Origin of the sequence: Streptomyces sp. NPDC048248, from assembly GCF_043201875.1 — a bacterium.
Lineage (GTDB): Bacteria > Actinomycetota > Actinomycetes > Streptomycetales > Streptomycetaceae > Streptomyces.
In genome coordinates this window covers 201473-223649 of the sequence record NZ_JBICZL010000005.1, presented here as the reverse complement: position 1 = coordinate 223649, position 22177 = coordinate 201473, and the positions used below count along the sequence as shown (strand labels likewise).

General features: G+C 69.5%; 21 protein-coding genes. 13 read left to right on the top strand and 8 right to left on the bottom strand.

Going from position 1 to position 22177, the window contains the following annotated elements; all coding sequences use genetic code 11:
* Positions 1-12 precede the first annotated feature (12 nt).
* The 3 genes from ACGFZW_RS12400 to ACGFZW_RS12390 form a co-directional block, all read right to left on the bottom strand.
* Positions 13-1044 (bottom strand): alanine racemase, encoded by a 1032-nt coding sequence (locus ACGFZW_RS12400; protein ID WP_393893023.1) that lies wholly within the window; start codon positions 1042-1044, stop codon positions 13-15.
* Positions 1045-1109: 65 nt separating this feature from the next.
* Positions 1110-2228 (bottom strand): lipid II:glycine glycyltransferase FemX, encoded by a 1119-nt coding sequence (locus ACGFZW_RS12395; protein ID WP_393893022.1) that lies wholly within the window; start codon positions 2226-2228, stop codon positions 1110-1112.
* A gap of 129 nt (positions 2229-2357) precedes the next feature.
* Positions 2358-2675 carry a hypothetical protein gene (locus ACGFZW_RS12390; protein WP_393893021.1) on the bottom strand — a complete coding sequence of 106 codons (318 nt, stop codon included), beginning with the start codon at positions 2673-2675 and terminating at the stop codon, positions 2358-2360.
* A gap of 230 nt (positions 2676-2905) precedes the next feature.
* On the opposite strand from ACGFZW_RS12390, the gene rpsF reads away from it, so the two are divergent.
* The 4 genes from rpsF to rplI all read left to right on the top strand — a co-directional run bounded on the left by rpsF (position 2906) and on the right by rplI (position 4687).
* Positions 2906-3196, top strand: a complete 291-nt coding sequence (gene rpsF / locus ACGFZW_RS12385) for a 30S ribosomal protein S6 (RefSeq protein WP_003978891.1) — start codon at positions 2906-2908, stop codon at positions 3194-3196.
* 82 nt (positions 3197-3278) lie between these two features.
* Positions 3279-3875, top strand: a complete 597-nt coding sequence (locus tag ACGFZW_RS12380; protein ID WP_393893020.1) for a single-stranded DNA-binding protein — start codon at positions 3279-3281, stop codon at positions 3873-3875.
* Positions 3876-3985: 110 nt separating this feature from the next.
* Positions 3986-4222 carry a 30S ribosomal protein S18 gene (gene rpsR / locus ACGFZW_RS12375; RefSeq protein ID WP_003978893.1) on the top strand — a complete coding sequence of 79 codons (237 nt, stop codon included), beginning with the start codon at positions 3986-3988 and terminating at the stop codon, positions 4220-4222.
* 18 nt (positions 4223-4240) lie between these two features.
* Positions 4241-4687 (top strand): 50S ribosomal protein L9, encoded by a 447-nt coding sequence (gene rplI, locus ACGFZW_RS12370; protein ID WP_393893019.1) that lies wholly within the window; start codon positions 4241-4243, stop codon positions 4685-4687.
* Between the two features lie 86 nt (positions 4688-4773).
* Here the strand turns inward: rplI and ACGFZW_RS12365 are convergent, their stop codons facing one another.
* Together ACGFZW_RS12365 and ACGFZW_RS12360 are read right to left on the bottom strand one after the other, a co-directional pair.
* Positions 4774-5640 (bottom strand): trypsin-like serine peptidase, encoded by an 867-nt coding sequence (locus tag ACGFZW_RS12365; protein WP_393893018.1) that lies wholly within the window; start codon positions 5638-5640, stop codon positions 4774-4776.
* Positions 5641-5679: 39 nt separating this feature from the next.
* Positions 5680-7017, bottom strand: a complete 1338-nt coding sequence (locus ACGFZW_RS12360; protein WP_393893017.1) for an MATE family efflux transporter — start codon at positions 7015-7017, stop codon at positions 5680-5682.
* Positions 7018-7493: 476 nt separating this feature from the next.
* Here ACGFZW_RS12360 and dnaB point away from each other — a divergent pair, with 476 nt between their 5' ends.
* From dnaB to ACGFZW_RS12335, 5 genes are all read left to right on the top strand, one after another.
* Entirely contained in the window at positions 7494-8951 is a 1458-nt protein-coding gene (dnaB, locus tag ACGFZW_RS12355) for a replicative DNA helicase (protein ID WP_393893276.1), read from the top strand.
* A gap of 149 nt (positions 8952-9100) precedes the next feature.
* Entirely contained in the window at positions 9101-9403 is a 303-nt protein-coding gene (locus ACGFZW_RS12350) for a hypothetical protein (protein WP_393893275.1), read from the top strand.
* 444 nt (positions 9404-9847) lie between these two features.
* Positions 9848-11239: a serine hydrolase domain-containing protein gene (locus tag ACGFZW_RS12345; RefSeq protein ID WP_393893274.1), complete on the top strand. Its 1392-nt coding sequence runs from the start codon at positions 9848-9850 to the stop codon at positions 11237-11239.
* 121 nt (positions 11240-11360) lie between these two features.
* Positions 11361-12500: a pyridoxal-phosphate-dependent aminotransferase family protein gene (locus ACGFZW_RS12340; protein ID WP_393893016.1), complete on the top strand. Its 1140-nt coding sequence runs from the start codon at positions 11361-11363 to the stop codon at positions 12498-12500.
* A gap of 846 nt (positions 12501-13346) precedes the next feature.
* Positions 13347-14258 carry a TetR/AcrR family transcriptional regulator gene (locus ACGFZW_RS12335; protein WP_393893015.1) on the top strand — a complete coding sequence of 304 codons (912 nt, stop codon included), beginning with the start codon at positions 13347-13349 and terminating at the stop codon, positions 14256-14258.
* A 416-nt stretch (positions 14259-14674) separates the two neighbouring features.
* Here the strand turns inward: ACGFZW_RS12335 and ACGFZW_RS12330 are convergent, their stop codons facing one another.
* Both ACGFZW_RS12330 and ACGFZW_RS12325 read right to left on the bottom strand, forming a co-directional pair.
* Positions 14675-15127, bottom strand: coding sequence for a GNAT family N-acetyltransferase (locus ACGFZW_RS12330; RefSeq protein WP_393893014.1), 453 nt, complete (start codon positions 15125-15127; stop codon positions 14675-14677).
* A gap of 248 nt (positions 15128-15375) precedes the next feature.
* Entirely contained in the window at positions 15376-15783 is a 408-nt protein-coding gene (locus tag ACGFZW_RS12325; protein ID WP_393893273.1) for a MarR family winged helix-turn-helix transcriptional regulator, read from the bottom strand.
* Positions 15784-16278: 495 nt separating this feature from the next.
* Here ACGFZW_RS12325 and ACGFZW_RS12320 point away from each other — a divergent pair, with 495 nt between their 5' ends.
* Both ACGFZW_RS12320 and ACGFZW_RS12315 read left to right on the top strand, forming a co-directional pair.
* A complete protein-coding gene (locus tag ACGFZW_RS12320) occupies positions 16279-17499 on the top strand; it encodes an MFS transporter (protein ID WP_393893013.1) in 1221 nt (406 codons plus the stop codon).
* 199 nt (positions 17500-17698) lie between these two features.
* Positions 17699-18172: a heme-binding protein gene (locus ACGFZW_RS12315; protein ID WP_393893012.1), complete on the top strand. Its 474-nt coding sequence runs from the start codon at positions 17699-17701 to the stop codon at positions 18170-18172.
* Between the two features lie 80 nt (positions 18173-18252).
* Here the strand turns inward: ACGFZW_RS12315 and ACGFZW_RS12310 are convergent, their stop codons facing one another.
* A complete protein-coding gene (locus ACGFZW_RS12310) occupies positions 18253-18789 on the bottom strand; it encodes a DUF2269 domain-containing protein (RefSeq protein WP_393893011.1) in 537 nt (178 codons plus the stop codon).
* A 192-nt stretch (positions 18790-18981) separates the two neighbouring features.
* On the opposite strand from ACGFZW_RS12310, the gene ACGFZW_RS12305 reads away from it, so the two are divergent.
* Together ACGFZW_RS12305 and ACGFZW_RS12300 are read left to right on the top strand one after the other, a co-directional pair.
* A complete protein-coding gene (locus tag ACGFZW_RS12305) occupies positions 18982-19617 on the top strand; it encodes an HAD family hydrolase (RefSeq protein ID WP_393893010.1) in 636 nt (211 codons plus the stop codon).
* A 450-nt stretch (positions 19618-20067) separates the two neighbouring features.
* Positions 20068-22125 carry a globin domain-containing protein gene (locus ACGFZW_RS12300; protein WP_393893009.1) on the top strand — a complete coding sequence of 686 codons (2058 nt, stop codon included), beginning with the start codon at positions 20068-20070 and terminating at the stop codon, positions 22123-22125.
* The last annotated feature ends 52 nt before the right edge of the window (positions 22126-22177 follow it).

Genomic DNA, 22177 nt, shown 5'->3' with positions numbered 1-22177 from the left:
GGTGTGGCTGTGTCAGCGCTCCACGAGGCGGTCGAACTGGGTGGTGGTGTGGCGCAGGTGAGCCACCAGTTCGTCGCCGACCTGCGGCTCGGGCGCGTCACTGGGAACGAACAGGATCGACACCTGCATGTGCGGGGGTTCCGCGAACCAGCGCTGCTTCCCGCTCCATACGTAGGGCGCGAGATTGCGGTTGACCGTCGCCAGGCCGGCCCGCGCCACACCCTTCGCACGTGGCATCACACCGTGCAGGGCCTTGGGTGACTCCAAGCCCACGCCGTGCGAGGTACCACCGGCCACCACGACCAAGTAGCCGTCGGATGCGGCCTTTTGCTGCCGGTAGCCGAAGCGGTCCCCCTTCGCCACGCGCGTGACGTCGAGAACCGAGCCGCGGTACTCCGTGGCCTCGTGGTCGCCGAGCCACAGCCGCGTTCCGATCCTGGCGCGGAAGCGCGTCTGGGGGAACTGCTGCTGGAGCCGGGCGAGTTCGTTGGCCTTGAGGTGGCTGACGAACATGGTGTGCAGGGGGAGCCGGGCGGCACGCAGCCGGTCCATCCAGCCGATGACCTCATCGACCGCGTCGCTCCCGTCGGTGCGGTCGAGCGGCAGGTGGATCGCGAAGCCTTCGAGCCGGACGTCTTCGATGGCAGCGGCCAGCTTCGGCAGGTCCTCCGGCGTGACGCCGTGCCGCTTCATGCTGCTCATGACCTCGATGACGACCCGGGCACCGACCAGGCCGCCCACACCTTCGACCGAGGAGACCGAGCGGATGGCCCGGTCGGGCAGCGGCACCGGCTCCTCGCCGTGACGGAAGGGAGTCAGTACGAGCAGGTCACCGCTGAAGAAATCCTTGATGCGGGCTGCTTCGTAGGTCGTACCGACCGCCAGGATGTCGGCACCGAGGCGGGTCGCCTCATCGGCGAGGCGCTCATGGCCGAAGCCGTAACCGTTGCCCTTGCAGACCGGGACCAGCCCGGGGAACTGCTGGAGAACGCTCTGCTGATGCGCCCGCCAGCGCGCGGTGTCGACGTAGAGGGTGAGCGCCATGGCCGGGCCCGGAACCTTTCTCGTGGCTGGGGTGTGTCAGAGGTGCGATCGATGCGGTGGAGCGGTCAGCGCCGCGACATGTAGATGTCGAGAGCCTTGTGCAGAAGCTTGTTGAGCGGGAAGTCCCACTCACCCAGGTACTCCGCTGCCTGCCCACCCGTGCCGACCTTGAACTGGATCAGGCCGAAGAGATGGTCGTTCTCGTCCAGGGAGTCGCTGATGCCGCGAAGGTCGTAGACCGTGGCGCCGAGTGCGTAGGCGTCGCGCAGCATCCGCCACTGCATCGCGTTGGACGGGCGGACCTCACGCTTGTGGTTGGCGGACGCGCCGTAGGAGTACCAGACGTGCCCCCCGACGATCAGCATCGTGGCGGCCGCGACGTTCTCGCCCTCGTGGCGGGCGAAGTAGAGGCGCATGCGGTTGGGGTCCTCGGAGTTGAGGGCCGTCCACATCCGCTGGAAGTAGCTCAGCGGCCGCGGCCGGAAGTGGTCGCGCTCCGCGGTGATCTCATACAGCCGCTGCCACTCGGCAAGCTCTTCGTAGCTGCCCTGGACGACCTCGACGCCGGCCTTCTCGGCCTTCTTGATGTTCCGGCGCCACAGCTGGTTGAAGCCCTTGTGGACATCCTCCAGGGAGCGCTCGGCCAGCGGCACCTGGAAGACGTAGCGGGGCTGCACGTCGCCGAAGCCTGCGCCGCCGTCCTCGCCCTGCTGCCAGCCCATGCGGCGCAGCTTGTCGGCGACCTCGAAGGCCCGCGGCTCGATGTGGGTGGCCTCGACGTCGCGCAGGCGCTTGACGTCCGGGCTCTGGATGCCGGACTTGATCGCCGCGGCGTCCCAGCGGCGGATGACGACCGGCGGGCCCATCTTCACGGAGAAGGCACCCTGCTGCTTGAGGTGGCGCAGCATCGGCTGGAGCCAGTCGTCCAGGTTCGGTGCGTACCAGTTGATGACCGGGCCCTCGGGCAGGTACGCCAGGTAGCGCTTGATCTTGGGCAACTGGCGGTAGAGGACCAGTCCGGCGCCGACCAGCTCGCCGTTGGCGTCGAACCAGCCCAGGCTTTCGGACCGCCATTCGGCCTTGACGTCTGCCCAGGCCGGGACCTGCATGTGGCTGGCCGCGGGCAGGCTCTGGATGTATGCCAGATGCTGCTCTCGGCTGATGGTCCTCAGGGTCAGGCTCATGCGGGGCGCTCCTCGGCAGGTGTGTCCCCATGGTCGGGGCTCCGGCTCTCGCGCCGAAGCCTACTGTGACCGGGGAGCGCCCCGTCTGGGCCGTACGGGGCTTGCTCCGTACGGCCCTCGGATGCAGGGCTAACCGAGTACGCCGCCGAAGAGGCCGCCATGGGCCATACCGAGGAAGAACCCCACGGCCGACGCCCCTAGACCGATGATCAACAGGAAGCGTTCGCCTGTCGTCGAGGAGATGAACTGGCCCCAGGCCCCGGTGCCGATTCCGACGAGGCCGGCCCAGGAGCTGACCAGGTGCAGGCTGTTCGAGAACGTGGTGAAGATGGCGACCGCTCCGAGCACCAGCGTCACGGCGATCATGGTGTTTTCGACGGGATGGGCCTTGCCGTCGCTGTTGAGCAGCGAGAGCAGGTTGCGCTGGGTCCTTACTGCCTGTGCCATGCGGCACCTCCGACTGACAGGGCGGCGCACTGTAACGCCGCTCACACCCGTTGGGTTCCAGACTGGGGGTGCGGTGGTCGGATTTCAACCAGAAGGCTTGAGGCAGGTACTCTGTACGGTCTGCGCCCATGTCTGTCCGGATGATCTGGCCGGGCTCGGCGCGGAACGCATCAAGACCCTCCTGCCACGGAACGACCGTGGCCGCTGAGTCCAAAGGAGGTGGGTTCTACATGCGTCACTACGAGGTGATGGTCATCCTCGACCCCGATCTCGAGGAGCGCGCTGTCTCCCCGCTGATCGAGAACTTCCTCTCCGTCGTCCGTGAGGGCAACGGAAAGGTCGAGAAGGTCGACACCTGGGGCCGTCGTCGTCTCTCTTACGAGATCAACAAGAAGCCCGAGGGCATCTACTCGGTCATCGACCTGCAGGCCGAGCCTGCGGTCGTCAAGGAGCTCGACCGTCAGATGAACCTGAATGAGTCGGTCCTCCGGACCAAGGTCCTCCGTCCCGAGACCCACTGACCGCGTAAGCGTTCAGCGGTAACCGGGTCCGAGTAGCAGCAACACCAGCAGCCAGCAGCACACCCGCCGAGAGGTTCCCCTAATGGCAGGCGAGACCGTCATCACGGTCGTCGGCAATCTTGTCGACGACCCCGAGCTGCGCTTCACCCCGTCCGGTGCGGCGGTCGCGAAGTTCCGCGTCGCGTCCACCCCCCGCACCTTCGACCGTCAGACCAATGAGTGGAAGGACGGCGAGAGCCTGTTCCTGACCTGCTCGGTGTGGCGTCAGGCGGCGGAGAACGTCGCCGAGTCCCTCACGCGGGGTACCCGTGTGGTCGTGCAGGGCCGCCTCAAGCAGCGGTCGTACGAGGACCGCGAGGGCGTGAAGCGCACGGTCTACGAGCTCGACGTCGACGAAGTGGGCGCGAGCCTCAAGAACGCCACGGCCAAGATCACCAAGACCAGCGGTCGTGGTGGCCAGGGTGGCGGCGGCTTCGGCGGCGGTCAGCAGGGCGGTGGCGGCCAGGGTGGCGGCGGCTGGGGCGGCGGCCCCGGTGGCGGCCAGCAGGGCGGCGGCGGGGCTCCCGCCGACGACCCGTGGGCGACCAACGCGCCTGCCGGCGGTGGCCAGCAGGGTGGCGGCGGCGGTGGCTGGGGCGGTGGCTCCGGCGGCGGTTACTCGGACGAGCCGCCCTTCTAGGTCCGTACAGCTGGTTCGTCCCGGCGTCGTTTCACGTGAAACAGCGCCGCGAAACGGCCAGGGCCTCGAGGGCGTCAGCACAAACTTCTTGAACTCACTGGAGAGAGAAAATGGCGAAGCCGCCTGCTCGCAAGCCTAAGAAGAAGGTTTGCGTGTTCTGCAAGGAGAAGATCTCCTACGTTGACTACAAGGACACGAACCTGCTGCGGAAGTTCATTTCCGACCGCGGCAAGATCCGTGCCCGCCGAGTCACCGGCAACTGCACTCAGCACCAGCGTGACGTCGCCACGGCCGTGAAGAACAGCCGTGAGATGGCGCTGCTGCCCTACACGTCCACCGCGCGATAAGGGAAGGGTGACCGACAAATGAAGATCATCCTCACCCACGAGGTCTCCGGCCTCGGCACCGCTGGCGACGTCGTTGACGTCAAGGACGGTTACGCTCGCAACTACCTGGTCCCGCGTGGTTTCGCGATCCGCTGGACCAAGGGTGGCGAGAAGGATGTCGAGCAGATCCGTCGCGGTCGCAAGATCCGCGAGATCGCCACGATCGAGCAGGCCAACGAGGTCAAGGGCCGTCTCGAGGGCGTCAACGTGAAGCTGGCCGTTCGCGCCGGCGACGCGGGCCGCCTGTTCGGCTCCGTCACCCCGGCCGACGTCGCTTCGGCGATCAAGGCTGCCGGTGGTCCGGACGTCGACAAGCGTCGTGTCGAGCTCGGCTCGCCGATCAAGACCCTGGGCGCGCACCAGGTCTCCGTGCGTCTGCACGCCGAGGTCGTTGCGAAGCTCGGCGTCGAGGTCGTCGCCGCGTAATTGCAGCACCCCAGCACAACGCTGAAGGGCCGTACCCCACGTCGGGGTACGGCCCTTCGCCGTGCGCGGCTCACCGCCCGCCGGTGTCAGTCCTCTTCCTGGGCCTGGCGGTAGAGCTTGGCGATGTCGTCGTCGAAGTACGCCGCGTAGGAGACGTCATCCTCGCTGCCTCCGCCTTCGTGACCCCCCAGGACGCCGATGACCGTGCCGGTGTGGCTCTTGGGGTCGTAGTCGGCCAGCCAGGGGCTGCCGCTCGTGCCGCCCTCGAAGTCCTTGCATCGGATGCGCAGCTGGGTCGAGCTGTGTTTCGTGGTGCGGTTCTGGCAGGAGATCGGCGTATCGCTGCTGGTGGGGTAACCGGTGATCTTGACTTCGTTGGTGAAGCCCCGGTCTATGCCGAGGGTGTTGCCGCCGAGGACGTCCTGGATCTGTTCGCCGTCCTTCTTGGCGAGCACGAGGAATGCGACGTCGAGATCCTCGTCGTTCGACTTGGCCCAGCGGTCGTCCACCACGACCTTCTTCACCTTCCACAGGCCCGCGGGCTCGTCGCCGTCGCGGTAGTCGGGGGCGAAGACGAGATCGTCCACGGGCGCCCCGGCGTCACTGTCGAAGGCGCAGTGCGCTGCCGTGATGAGCATGTTCCGGCCCGGGCTCTGCACCACGCTCGCGGTGCAGAAGTGCTCGCCGGAGTCGTCCTTCTCGAAGATCGCGCCGACCCTGGCGTTCTGTTCGTTGCGACGGGGGGTGTACGCGTCGCCGACGCCGGCCGGGGCCGTGGCGGCGGGATCCTGGTCCCCGGGGTCGTGCCCGGCCTCGCCGGACTTGCCGAAACTGCTGCGGTCACCGCCGCCGCTGTGCGTTTCCGCCTCCTCCGTGGCGTACCCCACCATGGCTGCAGCCCCGAGGACGACGAGCGTCAAGGGCAGGATGGATTTCCTGGCAAGCGGGCGCACAGGCTCATTATCGGTACGGGCTGCGGATTACGGGCCGGTTCAGCGGGAGGCCCCGGTCACAATCCACCGTCCCGAGCGGGTGCGCAGCCAGAGGGTCAGCATGCGCACGGTCATCATCAGGGCCATGGCCCACCACAGTGCGACCAGGCCGCCGCCGAGGGCGGGGACCGCCAGTGCGACGGGGGCGAACAGGGCCAGTGTCACGACCATCGCCCCGGCTAGGTAGGGACCGTCGCCTGCGCCCATCAGCACGCCGTCCAGTATGAAGACGATGCCGGAGATCGGCTGTGTGACGGCCACGACGAGAAGCGTCGTCATCAGAGGGCCCTTGACCGCGGGGTCGGAGGTGAACAGCGGGATGAACACCGGGCGGGCGAGGGCGACCAGGACACCGAGGACGAGACCTGAGGCGATACCCCACTGGATCATGCGGCGGCAGGCGGCCGTGGCGCCGTCCCGGTCCCCCGCGCCCAGGTAGCGCCCGATGATGGCCTGGCCGGCTATGGCTATGGCGTCCAGCGCGAAGGCCAGCAGGGACCAGAGCGTCAGCACGATCTGGTGGGCGGCTATCTCGGCGTCCCCGAGCCGGGCGGCGACCGCGGTGGCGATCATCAGCACCGCGCGCAGCGAGAGGGTGCGGACCAGGAGTGGGACACCGGCCTGGGCGGAGGCGCGTATGCCGGCCGCATCGGGGCGCAGGGAGGCGCCGTGCCGCCGGGCGCCGCGGACCACCACGACGAGGTAGACAGCCGCCATGCCGCACTGGGCGATGACCGTGCCCCAGGCGGAGCCCGCTATCCCGAGGCCGGCGCCGTAGACCAGTGCGGCGTTCAGTGCGGCGTTGGCGGAGAATCCTCCGACGGCGACGTACAGCGGGGTTTTGGTGTCCTGAAGGCCGCGCAGCACGCCTGTGGCGGCCAGCACGACGAGCATGGCCGGTATACCGAGCGCGCTGATGCGAAGGTAGGTCGTGGCATACGGGGCGGCGGTGCCGGAGGCTCCGAAGAGTTCGACCAGCCACGGCGCCGTGGGCAGCACGGCGGCGATGACGGCGGCGCCGAGGAGGAGGGCGAGCCAGATACCGTCCATGCCCTGGCGGATGGCGGCGGCGAGGTCGCCGGCGCCGACCCGGCGGGCGACTGCCGCGGTGGTGGCGTAGGCAAGGAAGACGAAGACGGATACTGCGGTGGTCAGCAGTGCGGCGGCGACGCCGAGGCCGGCGAGCTGGGGGGTGCCCAGGTGGCCGATGAAGGCGCTGTCGACCATGACGAACAGGGGCTCTGCGACCAGGGAGCCGAAGGCGGGCACGGCAAGTGCGATGATCTCGCGGTCGTGGCGGCGGTCGGTGCGCCGGGGCGTCGCGGGAGCCTGTGTCATGCACTCAATCTAATCTTCCACAGGTAATAGATGCAACTAGCTTGCAGTCCTTACTTTCCGCTCTGTGGAGTTACCTCATCCGCGTCGTTTGCCGCGATCTTGAACAGGTTGGGGAAGTTTTTCTCCCCCACAGCCTATGGATGAGAAAAGTGCAGGTCAGAAGGGTGGGGACGGAGTGATTGTGTGCTTGTCCACAGCGGTTTCCCCCGGCCCGTGCACAGGATCCGGTGAGTTCTCCACAGCTATGGGCCCGTCATCCACACAGCCTGTGGATAACCAGATTGGCGGACGGTGCCCGCGGGCCTACCGTGGTCCGGCACCCGCAGCCTGTTCCGCCGTGAGAATACGTCCGAACTCGACGCGCCGTAGCCGGAGTCGGGCGGCTCGATTGTCAGAGCTGTGCCGTAAGAAAGAGGAGCACAGCAAGGTCCGCGTCGCGGACGGGAGGAGGTGCCGGGGTGAGCATTCCCGATTCCATGGAAGACCCCTGGGCGGACTCCGGTCCGAGCGACCGGCTTCCGGCCGCCCGCTCCCGCCGTAACGACGGAAAGAACCGCGGCCGTGACCGTCAGGACCGCGGTGACGAAGACGGCGGATCGTGGGCCGGCAGCTTCGAGCGAGTGCCCCCGCAGGACCTCGACGCCGAGCAGTCCGTGCTCGGCGGCATGCTGCTGTCCAAGGACGCCATCGCCGATGTCGTCGAGGTGCTCAAGGGCGAGGACTTCTACCGCCCCGCCCATGAGCTGGTCTACCAGGCCATCCTCGACCTGTACGCCAAGGGCGAGCCGGCCGACCCGATCACCATCGCCGCGGAGCTGACCAAGCGCGGGGAGATCGCGCGGGTCGGCGGAGCGTCGTATCTGCACACCCTCGTCCAGTCCGTCCCGACGGCAGCGAACGCCGAGTACTACGCCGAGATCGTCCACGAGCGGGCGGTGCTGCGCCGGTTGGTCGAGGCGGGCACCCGCATCACGCAGATGGGATACGCGGCGGACGGCGATGTCGACGAGATCGTCAACAGTGCCCAGGCGGAGATCTACGCGGTCACCGAGCAGCGGACCAGCGAGGACTACCTGCCGCTCGGCGACATCATGGAAGGTGCCCTCGACGAGATCGAGGCGATCGGTTCGCGTCAGGGCCAGATGACGGGTGTGCCCACGGGCTTCACGGACCTGGACTCGCTGACCAACGGTCTGCACCCGGGCCAGATGATCGTCATCGCGGCCCGTCCCGCCATGGGTAAGTCGACTCTCGCGCTGGACTTCGCGCGGGCCTGTTCGATCAAGAGCAACCTGCCCAGCGTGATCTTCTCGCTCGAAATGGGGCGCAACGAGATCGCCATGCGTCTGCTGTCCGCCGAGGCGCGGGTGGCGCTGCACCACATGCGCTCGGGCAGCATGACGGACGAGGACTGGACGCGGCTGGCACGCCGGATGCCCGACGTCTCGGCCGCCCCGCTGTACATCGACGACTCGCCGAACCTGTCGATGATGGAGATCCGCGCGAAGTGCCGTCGGCTCAAGCAGCGCAATGAGCTGAAGCTGGTGGTCATCGACTATCTGCAGCTGATGCAGTCCGGCGGCTCGAAGCGCGCCGAGAGCCGCCAGCAAGAGGTCTCCGACATGTCCCGAAACCTCAAGCTGCTGGCGAAGGAGCTCGAACTCCCCGTCATCGCGCTCTCCCAGCTGAACCGAGGTCCGGAGCAGCGCACGGACAAGAAGCCGATGGTCTCCGACCTCCGTGAGTCCGGCTCCATCGAGCAGGATGCCGACATGGTGATCCTGCTGCACCGTGAGGACGCCTACGAGAAGGAGTCCCCGCGCGCCGGTGAGGCCGACCTGATCGTGGCCAAGCACCGTAACGGCCCGACGGCGACAATCACTGTGGCGTTCCAGGGCCACTACTCCCGCTTTGTGGACATGGCGCAGACCTGATCCCCAGCGACCGCGGGTCCTCGCCTCGCGTGTTCCGATGTTCGGCTCCGATGGCCAAATGACGGCCGATGGGACCGGTTCGGAGACTGGGCCGGTCGTCCGCAGCGCTTGCCGGACGCCCGCGCCATCATGAGCTGGTGACCACATGGATGCGCTGCTACTGGGACGAGGAAGACGTCTGGTTCTACTTCGAGGTCGACGCGGAAGGCTGGGTGACCCGGCAGATCGAGCTGGAGGGGCCTGGGCTGACCCCGATCGCGGCTGCTTCCCTCGCGGAATGGCAGCGGGCCTACGACACAGGCGGCCCCGGCGAGTACGACGCAAGGTTCGGGATGACGGCAGAACTACCCGTCTCCGAGTGGGAAGGCCATGATCCGGAGCAGCTGACCTTCGAGGAGTTCGAGAAGGTCTGGGACACCGCCCGTGGGCAGATCGCAGCCCGGCCGACGTGACGGCTGAAGCGGGCGGGAGGTAATCCGCCTCTCCTGGGACAGGAACGCACGGTCAACGCGCGAGTCGGCCCGGGAACCAGCGCCTGGCTCAGCCCCAGAAGATGATGGTCAGCGCACTGCCCTGGCACGATCCGCGGATCCTTCCACGGATCGACGTCGTGGGCCGCCGCCCCGTGTTCCGCTATCGGCGGTGGTGACGGTGAGTCGCCAAGACGTGGCGTCCACGGCCGTGATCGGGAGATGGTGTGATCCCTGGTGGGCAGTCGTTTGCCTGTTCACGCGCCGGATCGACCGTTGAGGAGCGTCATGACCACCGCACCGTCCACGGAACCCCATGGGCCCGAGCCGCACGTGAGTGACCCGCTGAACCAGCCGATCGCCGAGCGGAAGCCGGTTGCCGGGAGCAGGACGACCGCGGAGGAGGCCGACGCCTTTGCCGAGCTGATGCCCGAGACGCGTCGGGCCTTGCTGCGCAGGCTCGCGATCGGTCAGGCCGAGGGACGAGCGCCGTCGATGATGGGGGCGGTCGTCCGTGGCGGACAAACGGTGTGGACCGGCGCGCGGACCTCGGTGGAGGGCGAAGTGCCCCACGGCGATGTGCAGTACCGGATCGGCTCGATCACCAAGACCTTCGTGGCGGTCATGGTGCTGAGGCTGAGGGATGAGGGGATGCTCCGGCTGGAGGATCCGATCGGCACGTACCTGGAGGACGCGCCGCTGCCGACCGCGACCGTTGCCCAATTGCTGGCTCACAGCTCCGGATTGGCGGCGGAGCCACAAGGGCCGTGGTGGGAGCGGACCGAGGGCGGGCTGCGGCCCGAGCCGACCGATCTGTTCGGCGAGCGGCCGCAGCGGCTTCCGGCCGGGCGTCGGCACCACTACTCCAACCCGGGCTACGCGCTGTTGGGTGCGCTCGTCGAGCGGCTGCGTGGAGGGGAGCCCTGGGGCGAGGTGCTGCGGCGGGAGGTGTGCGAACCCTTGGGCATGCGGCGTACGACGCTGCAGCCGGCGATGCCGCATGCCGGTGGCTGGGCGGTCCACCCATGGGCCGATGCCCTGCTTCCCGAACCGGCACACGACACCGGGCTGATGGGTCCCGCCGGGCAGTTGTGGTCCACATTGGAGGACCTGTGTCGTTGGGCGCTCTTCCTGCTGCGGGGGGATGAACGGGTCCTGAGCGAGTCGAGCCTCGCCGAGATGCGTGCCCCGGCGGTGCCGCCGGAGGGCGGGAGCTGGGAGGCGGGCTACGGCCTGGGGCTGCAGCTCGTACGCACCGGCGGCCGGGGGGAGGGCGCCGACGGTGCGGCGCGCGGTGGGCGCCGGCTGGCGGGCCACACCGGATCGATGCCGGGTTTCCTGGCGTCGCTGTGGGTCGATGTGGACGAGGACCTCGCCGGCATCGCCCTGGCCAACTGCACGTCAGGACCGGCGATCAGCGCGGTGGCCACCGACCTCCTGGAGATCGTGGCCGACCGCGAGCCGAGGATCCCCGAGCCGTGGCGCCCCTCGGCCGGGCCGCTCGACCAGGACCTGCTGGCCTTGACCGGGCCCTGGTACTGGGGCGCGAACCCGTTCGCCCTGCGGTTGACCGCTGAACGCGGGCTGAAGCTGTCGCCGTTGTCCGGCACGGGGCGCAGCTCACGGTTCCGGGCGGCGGCGGACGGCACCTGGGTCGGGCTCGACGGCTACTACGCGGGGGAGACGCTGAGGGTGGTCCGGACCGAGGACGGTGCGGTCAGCCATCTGGATCTGGGCACCTTCGTCTTCACCCGTGGCCCGTACGCGCCGGCAGGACCTGTGCCGGGAGGCGTGGACGCGGCGGGATGGCGACTCTGAGCTGCGGCTGACGGCCGCCAGGGTCCCAGGGCCGCACGGCGAGGGTGGTGTTCACGGACGTACAGTCGATCCAGATGTCAGGAGCCGCCGAGCCGCGGCTCGCCACCGCTGGAAGGCCACTGTGACTGCCGTGACTGCGAACCCCGACGCCCCGGTTCTGCTCGACCTGCCGCCGCTCGACGCAGCCCACTTCGCGCGTATCGAGGACAAGGTCGCGGCGTTGATGCGCACCCGCTGCGATGTCGTGACGATGCAGGGCGAGGCGCTGCTGCCTCTTGAGGCGTGCATCCGCTCCGCGGTGCGGCCCGGCAGCACCGCGCTCAACATCATCACCGGCCCCTACGGTGAGACGTTCGGTGGCTGGCTGCGGTCCTGCGGCGCCGAGGTGATCACTGTCAGCGCACCCTTCACCGGCGCTGTCGACGCCCAGCAGGTGGCTGACGCCCTGCGGGAACATCCGGAGATCGACTTCGTCAGCCTGGTCCATGCCGAGGCGGCAACCGGCAACACCAATCACGTCGCCGAGATCGGGGCCCTGGTGCGCGAGCACGGGGCACTGCTGATGCTCGACGCGGTGGCGTCCGTGGGTGCTGAGCCGCTCCTCACCGACGAGTGGGGCGTGGACCTGTGCGTCATCGGTGGGCAGAAGGCGGTGGCCGGGCCGGCCGGTGTCTCCACGGTGTCGGTGAGCGCTCGCGCCTGGGAGCGCATCGCGGCCAATGAGCAGGCGCCCCGGCGGTCGTACCTGTCCTTGCTGGACTGGAAGGAGCGCTGGATCGACGGCGGTCGTACCGCCCTGCCGCATGCTCCTGCGCAGTTGGAGATGCTCGCCCTGGAGCAGGCAGTGGATCGCCTTGAGGCGGAGGGGTTGGAGGCGGTCATGACCCGCCATCGTGCTGCCTCCGCCGCGGTACGTGCGGGCGTGCGTGTGCTCGGTGGCCCGGTCCCGTACGTGATCCGCGACGAGGACGCGGCACCGGCCGCGACAACCTTGCGGGCGCCCGCCAGCCTCGATGCCCGTGAGGTGGTCTCCGCCGCGCTCGCCGCCAACAGCTCGGTGCCGCTGCAGGCGGCGGCCGGCGCACTGGCCAAGGAGATGATCCGGGTGAATCACTACGGTCGTGCGGCGGACCGCGACGTGGTGCTGGCGTCGATGGCGGCGTTGGCAGCCGGTCTGCGGGCGCTGGGCGCCACCATCGACGAGGAGGCGGCGGCCGGAGCGGCCGGAGCCGCGTGGGATGAGGTTGTCGCCGCCGGCTGAGGCGGTGGGAGGCAGGCGGTAGGAGGCGCGCTGCCGGCGGCCGCTGCTGCCGCTCACGCTCGCTGCCTGCCGGTCACCGGTTGCCGGGTCGGCGTCGGCACGCCGATGCCGGATGGTTTTGGTGATGGTGTTTGAGGTTGAGCAGCTCGCGTCGAGCAGCTCACGCTGAATGGGGCGCTGCGTTTCACGTGAAACGCAGCGCCCCACAGTCTTGGCGGGATCTGGAGGGCTCCCTGGGGTGGGGAGAGGGCGGCTGTGGCGGGGCCGTCCAGTGGCAACGATCGGCAGTCGCGGCCGCGTCGGCCAGCCTTCTTGCGTGCTTGGGCGCGCGTACTTCGAGCCCTCGTCTTCTTGCTCTTGGATTCACCCAAATGGCTCTCAAGTTCCCTACTCTGTAAGGGAGTTGGCAAAACCTCGCCGCGGCGATGTCGACTCCTTTCGGTGCCGCTCGGTGCCGCTCGGTGCCGCTCGGTGCCGCTCGGTGCGCTCGGTGCGCTCGTGCGCTGGTGCGGCCGTGCGGCGGTGGGGAGGTTGGCCGGGGTGTTGTGCGGAGGGGCGTCGGCTCTGTGCCGTGGTGTGGCTCGCCCGTCTCGGCACGCGCGCCCTGCCGGGGGTCGCAGTGCGGGGTGTCGCGCGGGTTGTCAGGCACGGGTGCTCGGCAGCGACGCTCCCATTTCCCGTTTCTCCGCTGTGCCTCTGTGGCCTTCCTTGTGGCCGTCCCTTGGCTCGCGTTCCTGCGTCGCTGCCGGCCGTGACGGTGTTCGTTCGTAGCCATCGACTCTCGCGGCCATCAGCAGCTGCGCGTGGCCCTCACGGCTCATGTTTTGGTCTGCTCGTAGAATCGGAATGACCAGCCCGTTTAAAATCGGCCTGTTTTTGATGGGCCGGGCGGCGATCTCGGGAGGCTCGCAGGTGCGGAATGTCGGCTCGGGCTGCTCGCGTGCTGACGCGCGGCGCAATCGCGCCCTGGTGCTTCAGGCGGCTCGATCGGCCTTCGAGGAACGGGGTTTGGGGGCGCCGCTGTGGGAGATCGCGCGCCGTGCCGGGGTGGGCGCGGGGACCGTTTATCGCCACTTCCCCTCGAAGGAAGCTCTGTTCAAGGCATCGATCGAGGACCGACTTCGGCTCTTCACCGACACGGCAAGGGACTTGGCCGACGCCGAGGATCCGGGCGGGGTGTTCTATCGCTTCCTGGCGGCGGTGGTTCGGCTGGCCGCGCGGAACAAGGCCCTGTGTGACGCCCTGGAGGTGGCGAACGCTGCCGCCGGGGCCGGCCGTGGGAGCGGGGACGGCGAGGCGGCGCCCGGGATCGTTCGGGAGTTCGAGGAGGCGTGGGGTGTCCTGCTTGTTCGGGCGCAAGAGGCCGGAGCGGTAAGGGAGGACGTCGGGGTGGAGGATGTCCGTGCGCTGTTGATCGGCTGTCTGGCGATGGAGCGTCAGCGGTCCGGGGCAGGAGCGGAGGGGGTGGCTCCGGGGCGGATGACCGCCCTCATGTGTGATGGGCTGCGGCCGAGCCACGCCGTAACGAAACTGCCGGATTCGGGCGAAGGGCGTAACGAAACCCGAAGCGCCGGGGCCGGAGGCGACGACGTCGGCAGCGACGGGACCCAAGGCGACGAGGTCCGACGCGACGAAATCCGGTGCGAGGTGTGCGGCAGGCCTGTGGAGGCAGCGCGTACCGGTCGGCCCGCGCGCTACTGCGGTGGTGCGTGCCGACAGAAGGCGCATCGGGAGCGGGCCCGGGCGCTACGGCCGTAGCCGAGCCCGGCTGGGTGAGGGCTGTGAGCCGCGCAGGGCTGTGAGGGGGAGCGAAGGGCGGCGGCCTGGGCCCGAGCGTGGCCCGCGCGGGGCCGACCGCCGTGGGATGGCTCCCGGCCGTACGCGCCCGAGCCGGGCCCGACCGCCTGGGACGGCCCCCAGCCCTACGCGCCGGCTCCACCCACGCGGGTCAGCCCGGCCGTAGGCGTCAGTCCGCCGTACATGTCAACCGCGGCCGTGGCGTCGCTCCCGCCCGTCCACGTGAGCCCTCGGCCGTAGGTGTCGGCATGGCTGACGGTGTGGGGTGGGCGTGTGGCGGGATCGCCTGCCGAGGACGTGTCAAGGGGCCAGGGGCGGGCGCCGACGATTGCCTGACACGGCCGGTGCGGCATCGCTCGGGCGACCCGCCGTGCTCGTCAGAGCTGGAGCTTGAAGCCCAGGTGGGATGCCTCGAACCCGAGGCGCTCGTAGAAGCGGTGGGCGTCGATGCGGGTCGCGTCGGTGGTGAGCTGCACCAACTGGCAGCCGAGGGTGCGGGATTCCGCGACCGCCCACTCGATGAGCTGCGTGCCCAGGCCGCTGCCGCGCGCCTCGGCGTGGATGCGTACGCCCTCGATGATCGAGCGGGTGGAGCCGCGACGGGAGAGGCCCGGGATGACCGTGAGCTGGAGGGTACCGACCGTACGTCCTTCCCGGACGGCGACGACCAGGTGCTGCTGCGGGTCGGCGGCCAGTGCCTCGAAGGCGGCGCGGTAGGGCGTCAGGTCGTCCGGGGATTCGCGGGTCGCGCCCAGCGCGTCGTCGGCCAGCATCGCGACGATGGCCGGCAGGTCGGCCTCGGTGGCGCGCCGTATCTCGAAATCGCTCATGGGCGCGACCCTATGCGGTGACCAGCGCGTTGCTGATGCAGCCCCAGCAGCCCCAGCAGCCCCAGCAGCCCCAGCCGGGCACCGGAGCCCTAGCCGGGCGCCGAAGCCGAAGCCGGGCACCGAAGCCCGACCACACAGGACAGATACCCCACGCGCACCGGCCCCGAGACCGTCCTCGGGCGGCACCGCTACGCCCGTCCCGGGCAGTCACCGGGAGCGGCGACCTGGGATCGGGTCCGGCCCCGCCCCTAGATGGACGGTGCCAACGTCTCCACCGCGGTGACCAGTGGTGCCAACTCCGGGCGCCTTGCGGCCTCCTGCAGGGCCTCGCGGAGGGCGTTGTCGTGAGCGGGCCGGGCCTTTTCGAGGAGGGCGAGGCCGTCCGCGGTGACGTTGGTGTAGATGCCGCGCCGGTCGTCGGGGCACAGGTAGCGGGACAGCAGGCCGCGCTCTTCGAGCCGCGTCACCAGGCGGGTGGTGGCGCTCTGGCTGAGGACGACGGAGTCGGCGACCTGGTTCATGCGCAGGTGGCCGCCCGGGCCGTCGTGCTGCTCGCTGAGCACATTGAGGACGGAGAACTCCCGGACGCTGAGGTCGTGCCCGGCCTGGAGCGCACGCTCGATGTGTGACTCGATCCGGCCGTGCAGCGCGGACAGCGCGCACCAGCCCTGGGCGAGCCCGCGAGCCGGCCCGGACTGCGAGGGCGGGCAGCCGGGGGAGGCGCCCTCGGCCGCGGCACCAGCCGGCACAGCCGCAGCCGAAGCAGCCCCGGCCGCCGCAGCCGGGGCCGAAGGAGCCGGAGCCGAAGCGGTAGCCCGGGTCGAGGTCGCAGTCGCACCCGCAGTCGCACCCGAAGCAGCGGCCGGAGCTCCGGCGTGCTCCTGAGCTGCTCGGCGGGGCGCCGTCTCCTCGTCGATGGCCGTGCCCGTCTCCAGGCCGTCCGCCACCGGGGGCCCCGCGGCGGACCGGAGGTCCGGAACGGCTGTCACCTGCGGCGTCTCGTGCGTCTGCGGCGTCATCGAAGACCTCCTCATAGGTCGTACGCACCAGGATAGGGCACTTTCGAAATAGCCCGCGTTTGCAAGTAACTGCGTCTGCAATTATTGTCGACGCCTGTAAGCGACGGACGCAATCGTTTGAAGGGATCCGTCATGCCACTCGCACTCCTGGCGCTCGCCATCGGCGCCTTCGGGATCGGAACGACCGAGTTCGCGGTCATGGGGCTGCTGCCCGACATGGCCGCCGGTTTCGGTGTCTCCATCCCGCTCGCCGGTTACGCGACCACCGTCTACGCCCTGGGCGTGGTCGTCGGAGCGCCCCTCATGACGGCGCTCGGCACGCGGTTCACCCGCAAGCAGATGCTGGTGCTGCTGATGGGCCTGTTCATCGTGGGCAACCTGCTCACGGCGCTGGCGCCCAACTTCGGGATCATGTTGGCCGGACGGATCGTCTCCGCCTTCACGCACGGTGCGTTCTTCGGAATCGGCGCCCTCGTGGCCGCCGACCTGGTGGCGCCGCAGAAGCGGGCCACCGCCATCTCGCTGATGTTCAGCGGCCTGACCGTCGCGAACGTCGTCGGTGTCCCGGCCGGCACCATGCTCAGCCAGCAGTTCGACTGGCGCACCACGTTTTTCGCCATCACCGCGCTCGGCGTGATCGGTCTGGCGGGCATTCTCAAGCTCATCCCGGCGAACCGGGCCAAGGCCGCTTCCCGTATCGGCAGTGAGCTCGCGGTCTTCCGCAATCCGCAGGTCGGGCTTGCGATGCTCATGACGGTTCTCGGCTTCGGCGGAGTCTTCGCGGCCGTCACCTACCTCGCGTCGATGATGACCGAGGTCACGGGCTTCGCACCGTCCTCCGTCATCTGGCTGACGGCAGTCTTCGGCATCGGAATGGTCGGGGGGAACCTGGTCTCCGGCCGCTTCACCGACCGCGCCATGATGCCGATGCTGTACGTGTCACTGACGGGGCTGGCGCTGGCCTTGGCGGCGTTCAACTTCACCGCGCACAACAAGGTGGCCGCGACCATCACCATCGTCCTCATCGGCGTCTTCGGGTTCGCGACCGTGCCGCCGCTGCAGAAGCGGGTGATGGACCAGGCCGCTTCCGCTCCCACGCTCGCCTCGGCGGGCAACATCGCGGCCTTCAACTTCGGCAATGCGCTGGCGGCCTGGCTCGGCGGGATCGTGATCTCGGCCGGTCTCGGCTTCACCGCGCCCAACTGGGTCGGTGCGCTGATGGCCGCCGCGGCACTCGGTGTGGCGATCTTCGCGTCCGCCCTGGAACGCCGAACGGCCGGCCGCAACCAGGTGGTCGCATCCGGCGGCCCAGCCGTGGTCACCGAGGAGCCGGTCCGGGCGGCGCAGAGCTGACCATGTCGGCTGTGGGCGAGCGGGCTTGAGCCTCGTGGACACTCCGACGGACTTCCCGGCAGCAGCCGTCCCGGACCCGCGCACTGCCCACGCGCACTGCCCATCCGAAGCGAATCACTCGGCACCCCAGGGCCTCTCGCCCCTGCATCGCACCCGCTACATCCCTCTCCCCCCTCTCAACTCCCCCAGGAGCCCAACCATGAGCACCACCACTACTGGCACCACCTCCGACGCCGCCGTCGCCACCCCCGAACTCCCCACCGTCCGCCCGCTCACCACCCGTGACGCCGACGCGCTCATCGAGGCCGCCCGCCGGGCAGCCGAGGGGCTCGGGGTCCGCGGCACCGTGACCGTTCTGGATGCGGGTGGCCATCTGCTCGGCTTCCGCCGGGACGACGACGCCGTGCTGATCTCCGGCGAGACCAGCAACCGCAAGGCGTACACCGCCCTCCAGTTGGACGCACCGACCGCCGACCTCGTCGACCTCGTCCGTCCCGACGGGCTCTTCCACACGCTGCCCACGGCGCTGGACCGCCCCCTGCTCTTCATCGCGGGCGGGCTGCCCCTGCACCGGGACGGCCGCCTGGTCGGAGCGGTCGGCTTCGGTGGCGGCGCCCCGGAGCAGGACCACCGCATCGCCACGACTGCGGCATCGGACGCCGAACTCGGCTGACGCCGCCCCTCCCGAAAACCCCCACGACCGGGCCCCCACGACTTCTCTCCCCAACCGCCCCAACCCGAAGCCGCTCCCCCTCAACTGCTGCGTACAGCCCGGACATCGCGGGCCCCGGCCGGCTGCGAATCCCGCAGTCGGCTGCCGCGTTCGGTCAGGCCCCACGGCTTGAGGACGGAGATCGCGGTGATGAAGAGGTAGGTCGCGGTGGCGACCGAGGGGGCGACGACGAGATTGATGTCGGGGACCGGGGTACCGGCGGCTGCCTCGGCCGCGAGACGGTTGATCCCGGGGCGGAGCGAGAAGACCGACAGCAGCACGGTGACGACGGTCAGCCAGAACTTGGTGTGGACCCAGCGGTGCCTGGCCAGCCCCCATCGCGTGCCGAGGGACAGCACCAGCCCGCTGAGCAGCGAGGCCAGGGCGATGGGAATGACCAGCCAATCGCCGAAGATCTTCATCGCGCGGTAGGCGATCTCCGCCATCTCGGGGGAGCGGGTGGTGTATCCGGTGATGCTCAGCGTGAGCAGGCCGAGGGTGAGCCCGAACCAGCCGACGGATACGGCGACATGGACAACGAGGAAGGCCCGGCGTGCGGGGCGGCTGAGCTGCTGCATGCGTCCCACGATGGCGCGCGGGGCGGAGCGGGACATCTGGCGGCGGGAGTATCCGCGTGTACGCGCGGTTGAGTACGTCGCGCGACCACCGCCCTCCCCGACATCCCACACCGCCCACCCGTGTCCCTGTCCCATCCCCCTGTCCCATCCCCCTGTCTCCCGCACTCCCTCCCCCCGGCCTACGCTCCCCCCATGGGGAAGCTGCATCTGTTCGACATGGACGGGACCCTGCTCCACGGGTCCGCGGCCGCCATCGAGATCTCCCGGCAGCTCGGCCGTGACCGGGAGATCGCCGAACTGGAGCGTGGGTTCGCCGCGGGCGAGCTGACGCCGCCGCAATTCGCGCAGCTCGCGTGCGATCTGTGGGCGGCGGAGCTCACCGAACGGCAAGTGGCGGCGGCCTTTGAAAACGCTCCGTGGCTGCTCGGTATCCGGGAGGTCTGGGCGGATATCCGTGCACGTGGTGAACGGTGCGCGGTGATCTCGCTGTCGCCGGGTTTCTTTGTGGAACGCCTCTTGGCGTGGGGTGCGGATACCGCCCACGGATCGCGCTGGCCGGCCGTGCCGATCATGGAAAGAGTGGAGCCGACCGGCATCCTTTCCTCGGCCGCGAAGGTCAGGATCGCCGATGAACTCTGCGCGCAGTACGGGTTGACCCGGGCTGACTGCGTGGCGTACGGCGACTCCATGTCGGACGTCGATCTCTTCGCCGCGGTTCCGGCATCCGTGGCCGTGAATGCGGATCACCACGTCAGCGAGGTGGCCTCATTCGCGTACGCGGGCCGCGATCTGCGCGACGCATACGCGCTCGTTCGTACTGGCCGGTAATAAAAAGCATTCGGCGGCGGATTCGTCCGCTGTGTGTACGGAAAAGCCGCTCTGTGGGGAGGATCACTGTTATCGCGGGGCCCGTGTGGAGTGTTCGCAGATCAGGGCTTGTGGTTTCAACTACTGCCGGTATGGTCGAGTCCGGTTCAGCGGGGTGAGGGCTCCGTGGGTGCGCGCGCAGCCAGGCAAAAACCCGTCAGCCTAGCGGCGAGTGGGCCCCCGCATCAGGACTTCTGACTAATTTGTCCGATGCGATGAACCGGGGTGGCATGCTGCGCAGGCGGCATCTGCGCCGATTGTTGCAGGGACGTGAGATGTGTCCGCTTTGGAGGATGTTGCCGGAATAGTGTGAGCCGATGAAGTATTCCGGGGGCAGGCGGGGGAATTCCGGGCACTTCCGATCCACGGAAGTGCGAAGACAACCGAAAGACGTTCGAGGCGAGGCAGACCATGGACGCTCCGACCACCACGTCGGCCGATGGCGGCTCTTCTGGCGGCAGCAGTGGCGATTGGGGTTGGTTCACTCCTCCGTCGAAGAAGTCCTCCGAGGACCCCTCGGAGCTGCAGAACGGCCAGGACGGCCGGCAGGACCAGGACGACCGGAGTGAACGGAACGACCCGAGCGACCCGCAGGGTCAGGGGGGCCGTGACGATCGGGAACGGATACCCAGCCGGCCGGTCAATCCGATACGGCCGGTAGGTACCGCCGCCGAGCGCGAGCGCGAGCCGGAACCCCTCCCGGACACGCGACAGACGCCGCACTCCCAGCAGGCCCAGCTCCAGCAGGCTCCGTTCCAACCCCCCTTCCAGCAGGCGCCGCCCCCGCAGTCGCACGCCCCGTCGCACCAGGGTTCCTCGCCCGCAGGTGACGCGTCCGCCGGACAGTCCCGTGCCGCCCTGTACACCGAGCAGCCCCACCCCGGGTACGACGCGTCCCGCGGCGAGTCCCCGGCCGCCTGGGACGGTGAGTCGGGTCGTGGTCCCGGCCGTGAGCCCGAGCCGGTGCACGAGCCGGCACGGGGTCCAGGCGCCGCAGGCGGCTTCGAGCCCGACGCCGGACCGCCCGCCGCATTCGCCGCCTCGGCAGCGTCCGCGCCCCCGGCCTTCACCCCCGCGCAGCGACCGGACCGCGCACAGCGACCGGCCGCCGCGTCCGCGCCGCCGGCAGCCTCCGCGCCCCCGGCTTTCACCCCCGTACAGCGACCGGACCGCACACAAGCACCGGCCGCCTCGGAGGCCCCTTCCCCCGGCCGCGCCGCGGCCCCGGAGCGCCCCTCAGCCCGGCAACGCACCTCGGTCCCGGAGCGCCCGGGCAGCGCGGAGCCCACGCTGAACTCCCTCACCGCATCGGTCTCCGCCTCGTCTCCCGCCTCCCCCGACACGATTCTCATCCGCCGCACCATGGACGAGATCGAGCCCATCGCCGACAAGGTGACCTCGTACTTCTACGCGCTGCTGTTCGTCCAGCACCCCGATCTGCGCGCGCTGTTCCCCGCCTCGATGGACACTCAGCGCGACCGGCTCTTCAAGGCGCTGCTCACCGCCGCCAAACACGCCGACGATGCGGACAGGCTCACCGAGTACCTCTCGCACCTCGGGCGCGGTCACCGGAAGTACGGCACGATGCCGGACCACTACCCCGCGGTCGGCGAGTGCCTGCTGGGCGCGCTCTCGCGCTATGCGACGTCGAGCTGGGACGCGGAGACGGAGGCCGCCTGGGTGCGTGCGTACACCGCGATCTCCCAGATCATGATCGACGCGGCCGCCGAGAACGAGGCCGTCGCCCCCGCGTGGTGGCAGGCCGAGGTCGTCTCCCACGAGCTGCGCACGCCTGAGATCGCGGTGGTGACGGTCCGCCCCGACCAGCCGTACCCCTTCCGCGCCGGGCAGTACACCAGCGTCGAGACCCCGTGGTGGCCGCGCATCTGGCGGCACTACTCGTTCGCCTCTGCGCCCCGCTCCGACGGGCTGCTCTCGTTCCACGTCAAGGCCGTCCCCGCGGGCTGGGTGTCCAACGCCATGGTCCACCGCGCGCGCCCCGGTGACGTCATCCGCCTCGGCGCACCGGGCGGCTCGATGACCGTCGATCACTCCACCAGGAACGGGCTGCTGTGCGTCGGTGGCGGCACCGGCATCGCACCCATCAAGGCTCTGATCGAGGACGTCGCCGAGCACGGCACCCGCCGCCCGGTCGAGGTCTTCTACGGCGCCCGCAGCGACCACGACCTGTACGACATCGACACGATGATGCGCCTGGAGCAGACGCATCCCTGGCTCTCGGTCCGCCCGGTCGTGGCCTCCGGCCCGGCCCCCAGCGGAACGAACAGCGTCAGTGGCCAACTCCCGGACGCGGTACGCCAATACGGGCCGTGGCGGGAGTACGACGCCTACCTCTCCGGGCCACCCGGGCTGATCCGCAGCGGCGTGGACGCGTTGGTGGGGGTCGGCATCCCGACCGCTCGCATACGGCATGACTCCATCGAAGAGCTGGTCTCGGCAGGGGATTGAGGTCTTGGCAGCACAGGGCGACTACGGTCGGACAGGGGACGGGCGGGGCATG

Excerpts from the sequence above, each read along its gene's own strand:
- ACGFZW_RS12400 (WP_393893023.1), bottom strand. The coding sequence starts at position 1,044 with ATGGCGCTCACCCTCTACGTCGACACCGCGCGCTGGCGGGCGCATCAG.
- ACGFZW_RS12395 (WP_393893022.1), bottom strand. The coding sequence starts at position 2,228 with ATGAGCCTGACCCTGAGGACCATCAGCCGAGAGCAGCATCTGGCATAC.
- ACGFZW_RS12390 (WP_393893021.1), bottom strand. The coding sequence starts at position 2,675 with ATGGCACAGGCAGTAAGGACCCAGCGCAACCTGCTCTCGCTGCTCAAC.
- rpsF (WP_003978891.1), top strand. The coding sequence starts at position 2,906 with ATGCGTCACTACGAGGTGATGGTCATCCTCGACCCCGATCTCGAGGAG.
- ACGFZW_RS12380 (WP_393893020.1), top strand. The coding sequence starts at position 3,279 with ATGGCAGGCGAGACCGTCATCACGGTCGTCGGCAATCTTGTCGACGAC.
- rpsR (WP_003978893.1), top strand. The coding sequence starts at position 3,986 with ATGGCGAAGCCGCCTGCTCGCAAGCCTAAGAAGAAGGTTTGCGTGTTC.
- rplI (WP_393893019.1), top strand. The coding sequence starts at position 4,241 with ATGAAGATCATCCTCACCCACGAGGTCTCCGGCCTCGGCACCGCTGGC.
- ACGFZW_RS12360 (WP_393893017.1), bottom strand. The coding sequence starts at position 7,017 with ATGACACAGGCTCCCGCGACGCCCCGGCGCACCGACCGCCGCCACGAC.
- dnaB (WP_393893276.1), top strand. The coding sequence starts at position 7,494 with ATGGAAGACCCCTGGGCGGACTCCGGTCCGAGCGACCGGCTTCCGGCC.
- ACGFZW_RS12350 (WP_393893275.1), top strand. The coding sequence starts at position 9,101 with ATGCGCTGCTACTGGGACGAGGAAGACGTCTGGTTCTACTTCGAGGTC.
- ACGFZW_RS12345 (WP_393893274.1), top strand. The coding sequence starts at position 9,848 with ATGCCCGAGACGCGTCGGGCCTTGCTGCGCAGGCTCGCGATCGGTCAG.
- ACGFZW_RS12335 (WP_393893015.1), top strand. The coding sequence starts at position 13,347 with ATGACCAGCCCGTTTAAAATCGGCCTGTTTTTGATGGGCCGGGCGGCG.
- ACGFZW_RS12330 (WP_393893014.1), bottom strand. The coding sequence starts at position 15,127 with ATGAGCGATTTCGAGATACGGCGCGCCACCGAGGCCGACCTGCCGGCC.
- ACGFZW_RS12320 (WP_393893013.1), top strand. The coding sequence starts at position 16,279 with ATGCCACTCGCACTCCTGGCGCTCGCCATCGGCGCCTTCGGGATCGGA.
- ACGFZW_RS12315 (WP_393893012.1), top strand. The coding sequence starts at position 17,699 with ATGAGCACCACCACTACTGGCACCACCTCCGACGCCGCCGTCGCCACC.
- ACGFZW_RS12310 (WP_393893011.1), bottom strand. The coding sequence starts at position 18,789 with ATGCAGCAGCTCAGCCGCCCCGCACGCCGGGCCTTCCTCGTTGTCCAT.
- ACGFZW_RS12305 (WP_393893010.1), top strand. The coding sequence starts at position 18,982 with ATGGGGAAGCTGCATCTGTTCGACATGGACGGGACCCTGCTCCACGGG.
- ACGFZW_RS12300 (WP_393893009.1), top strand. The coding sequence starts at position 20,068 with ATGGACGCTCCGACCACCACGTCGGCCGATGGCGGCTCTTCTGGCGGC.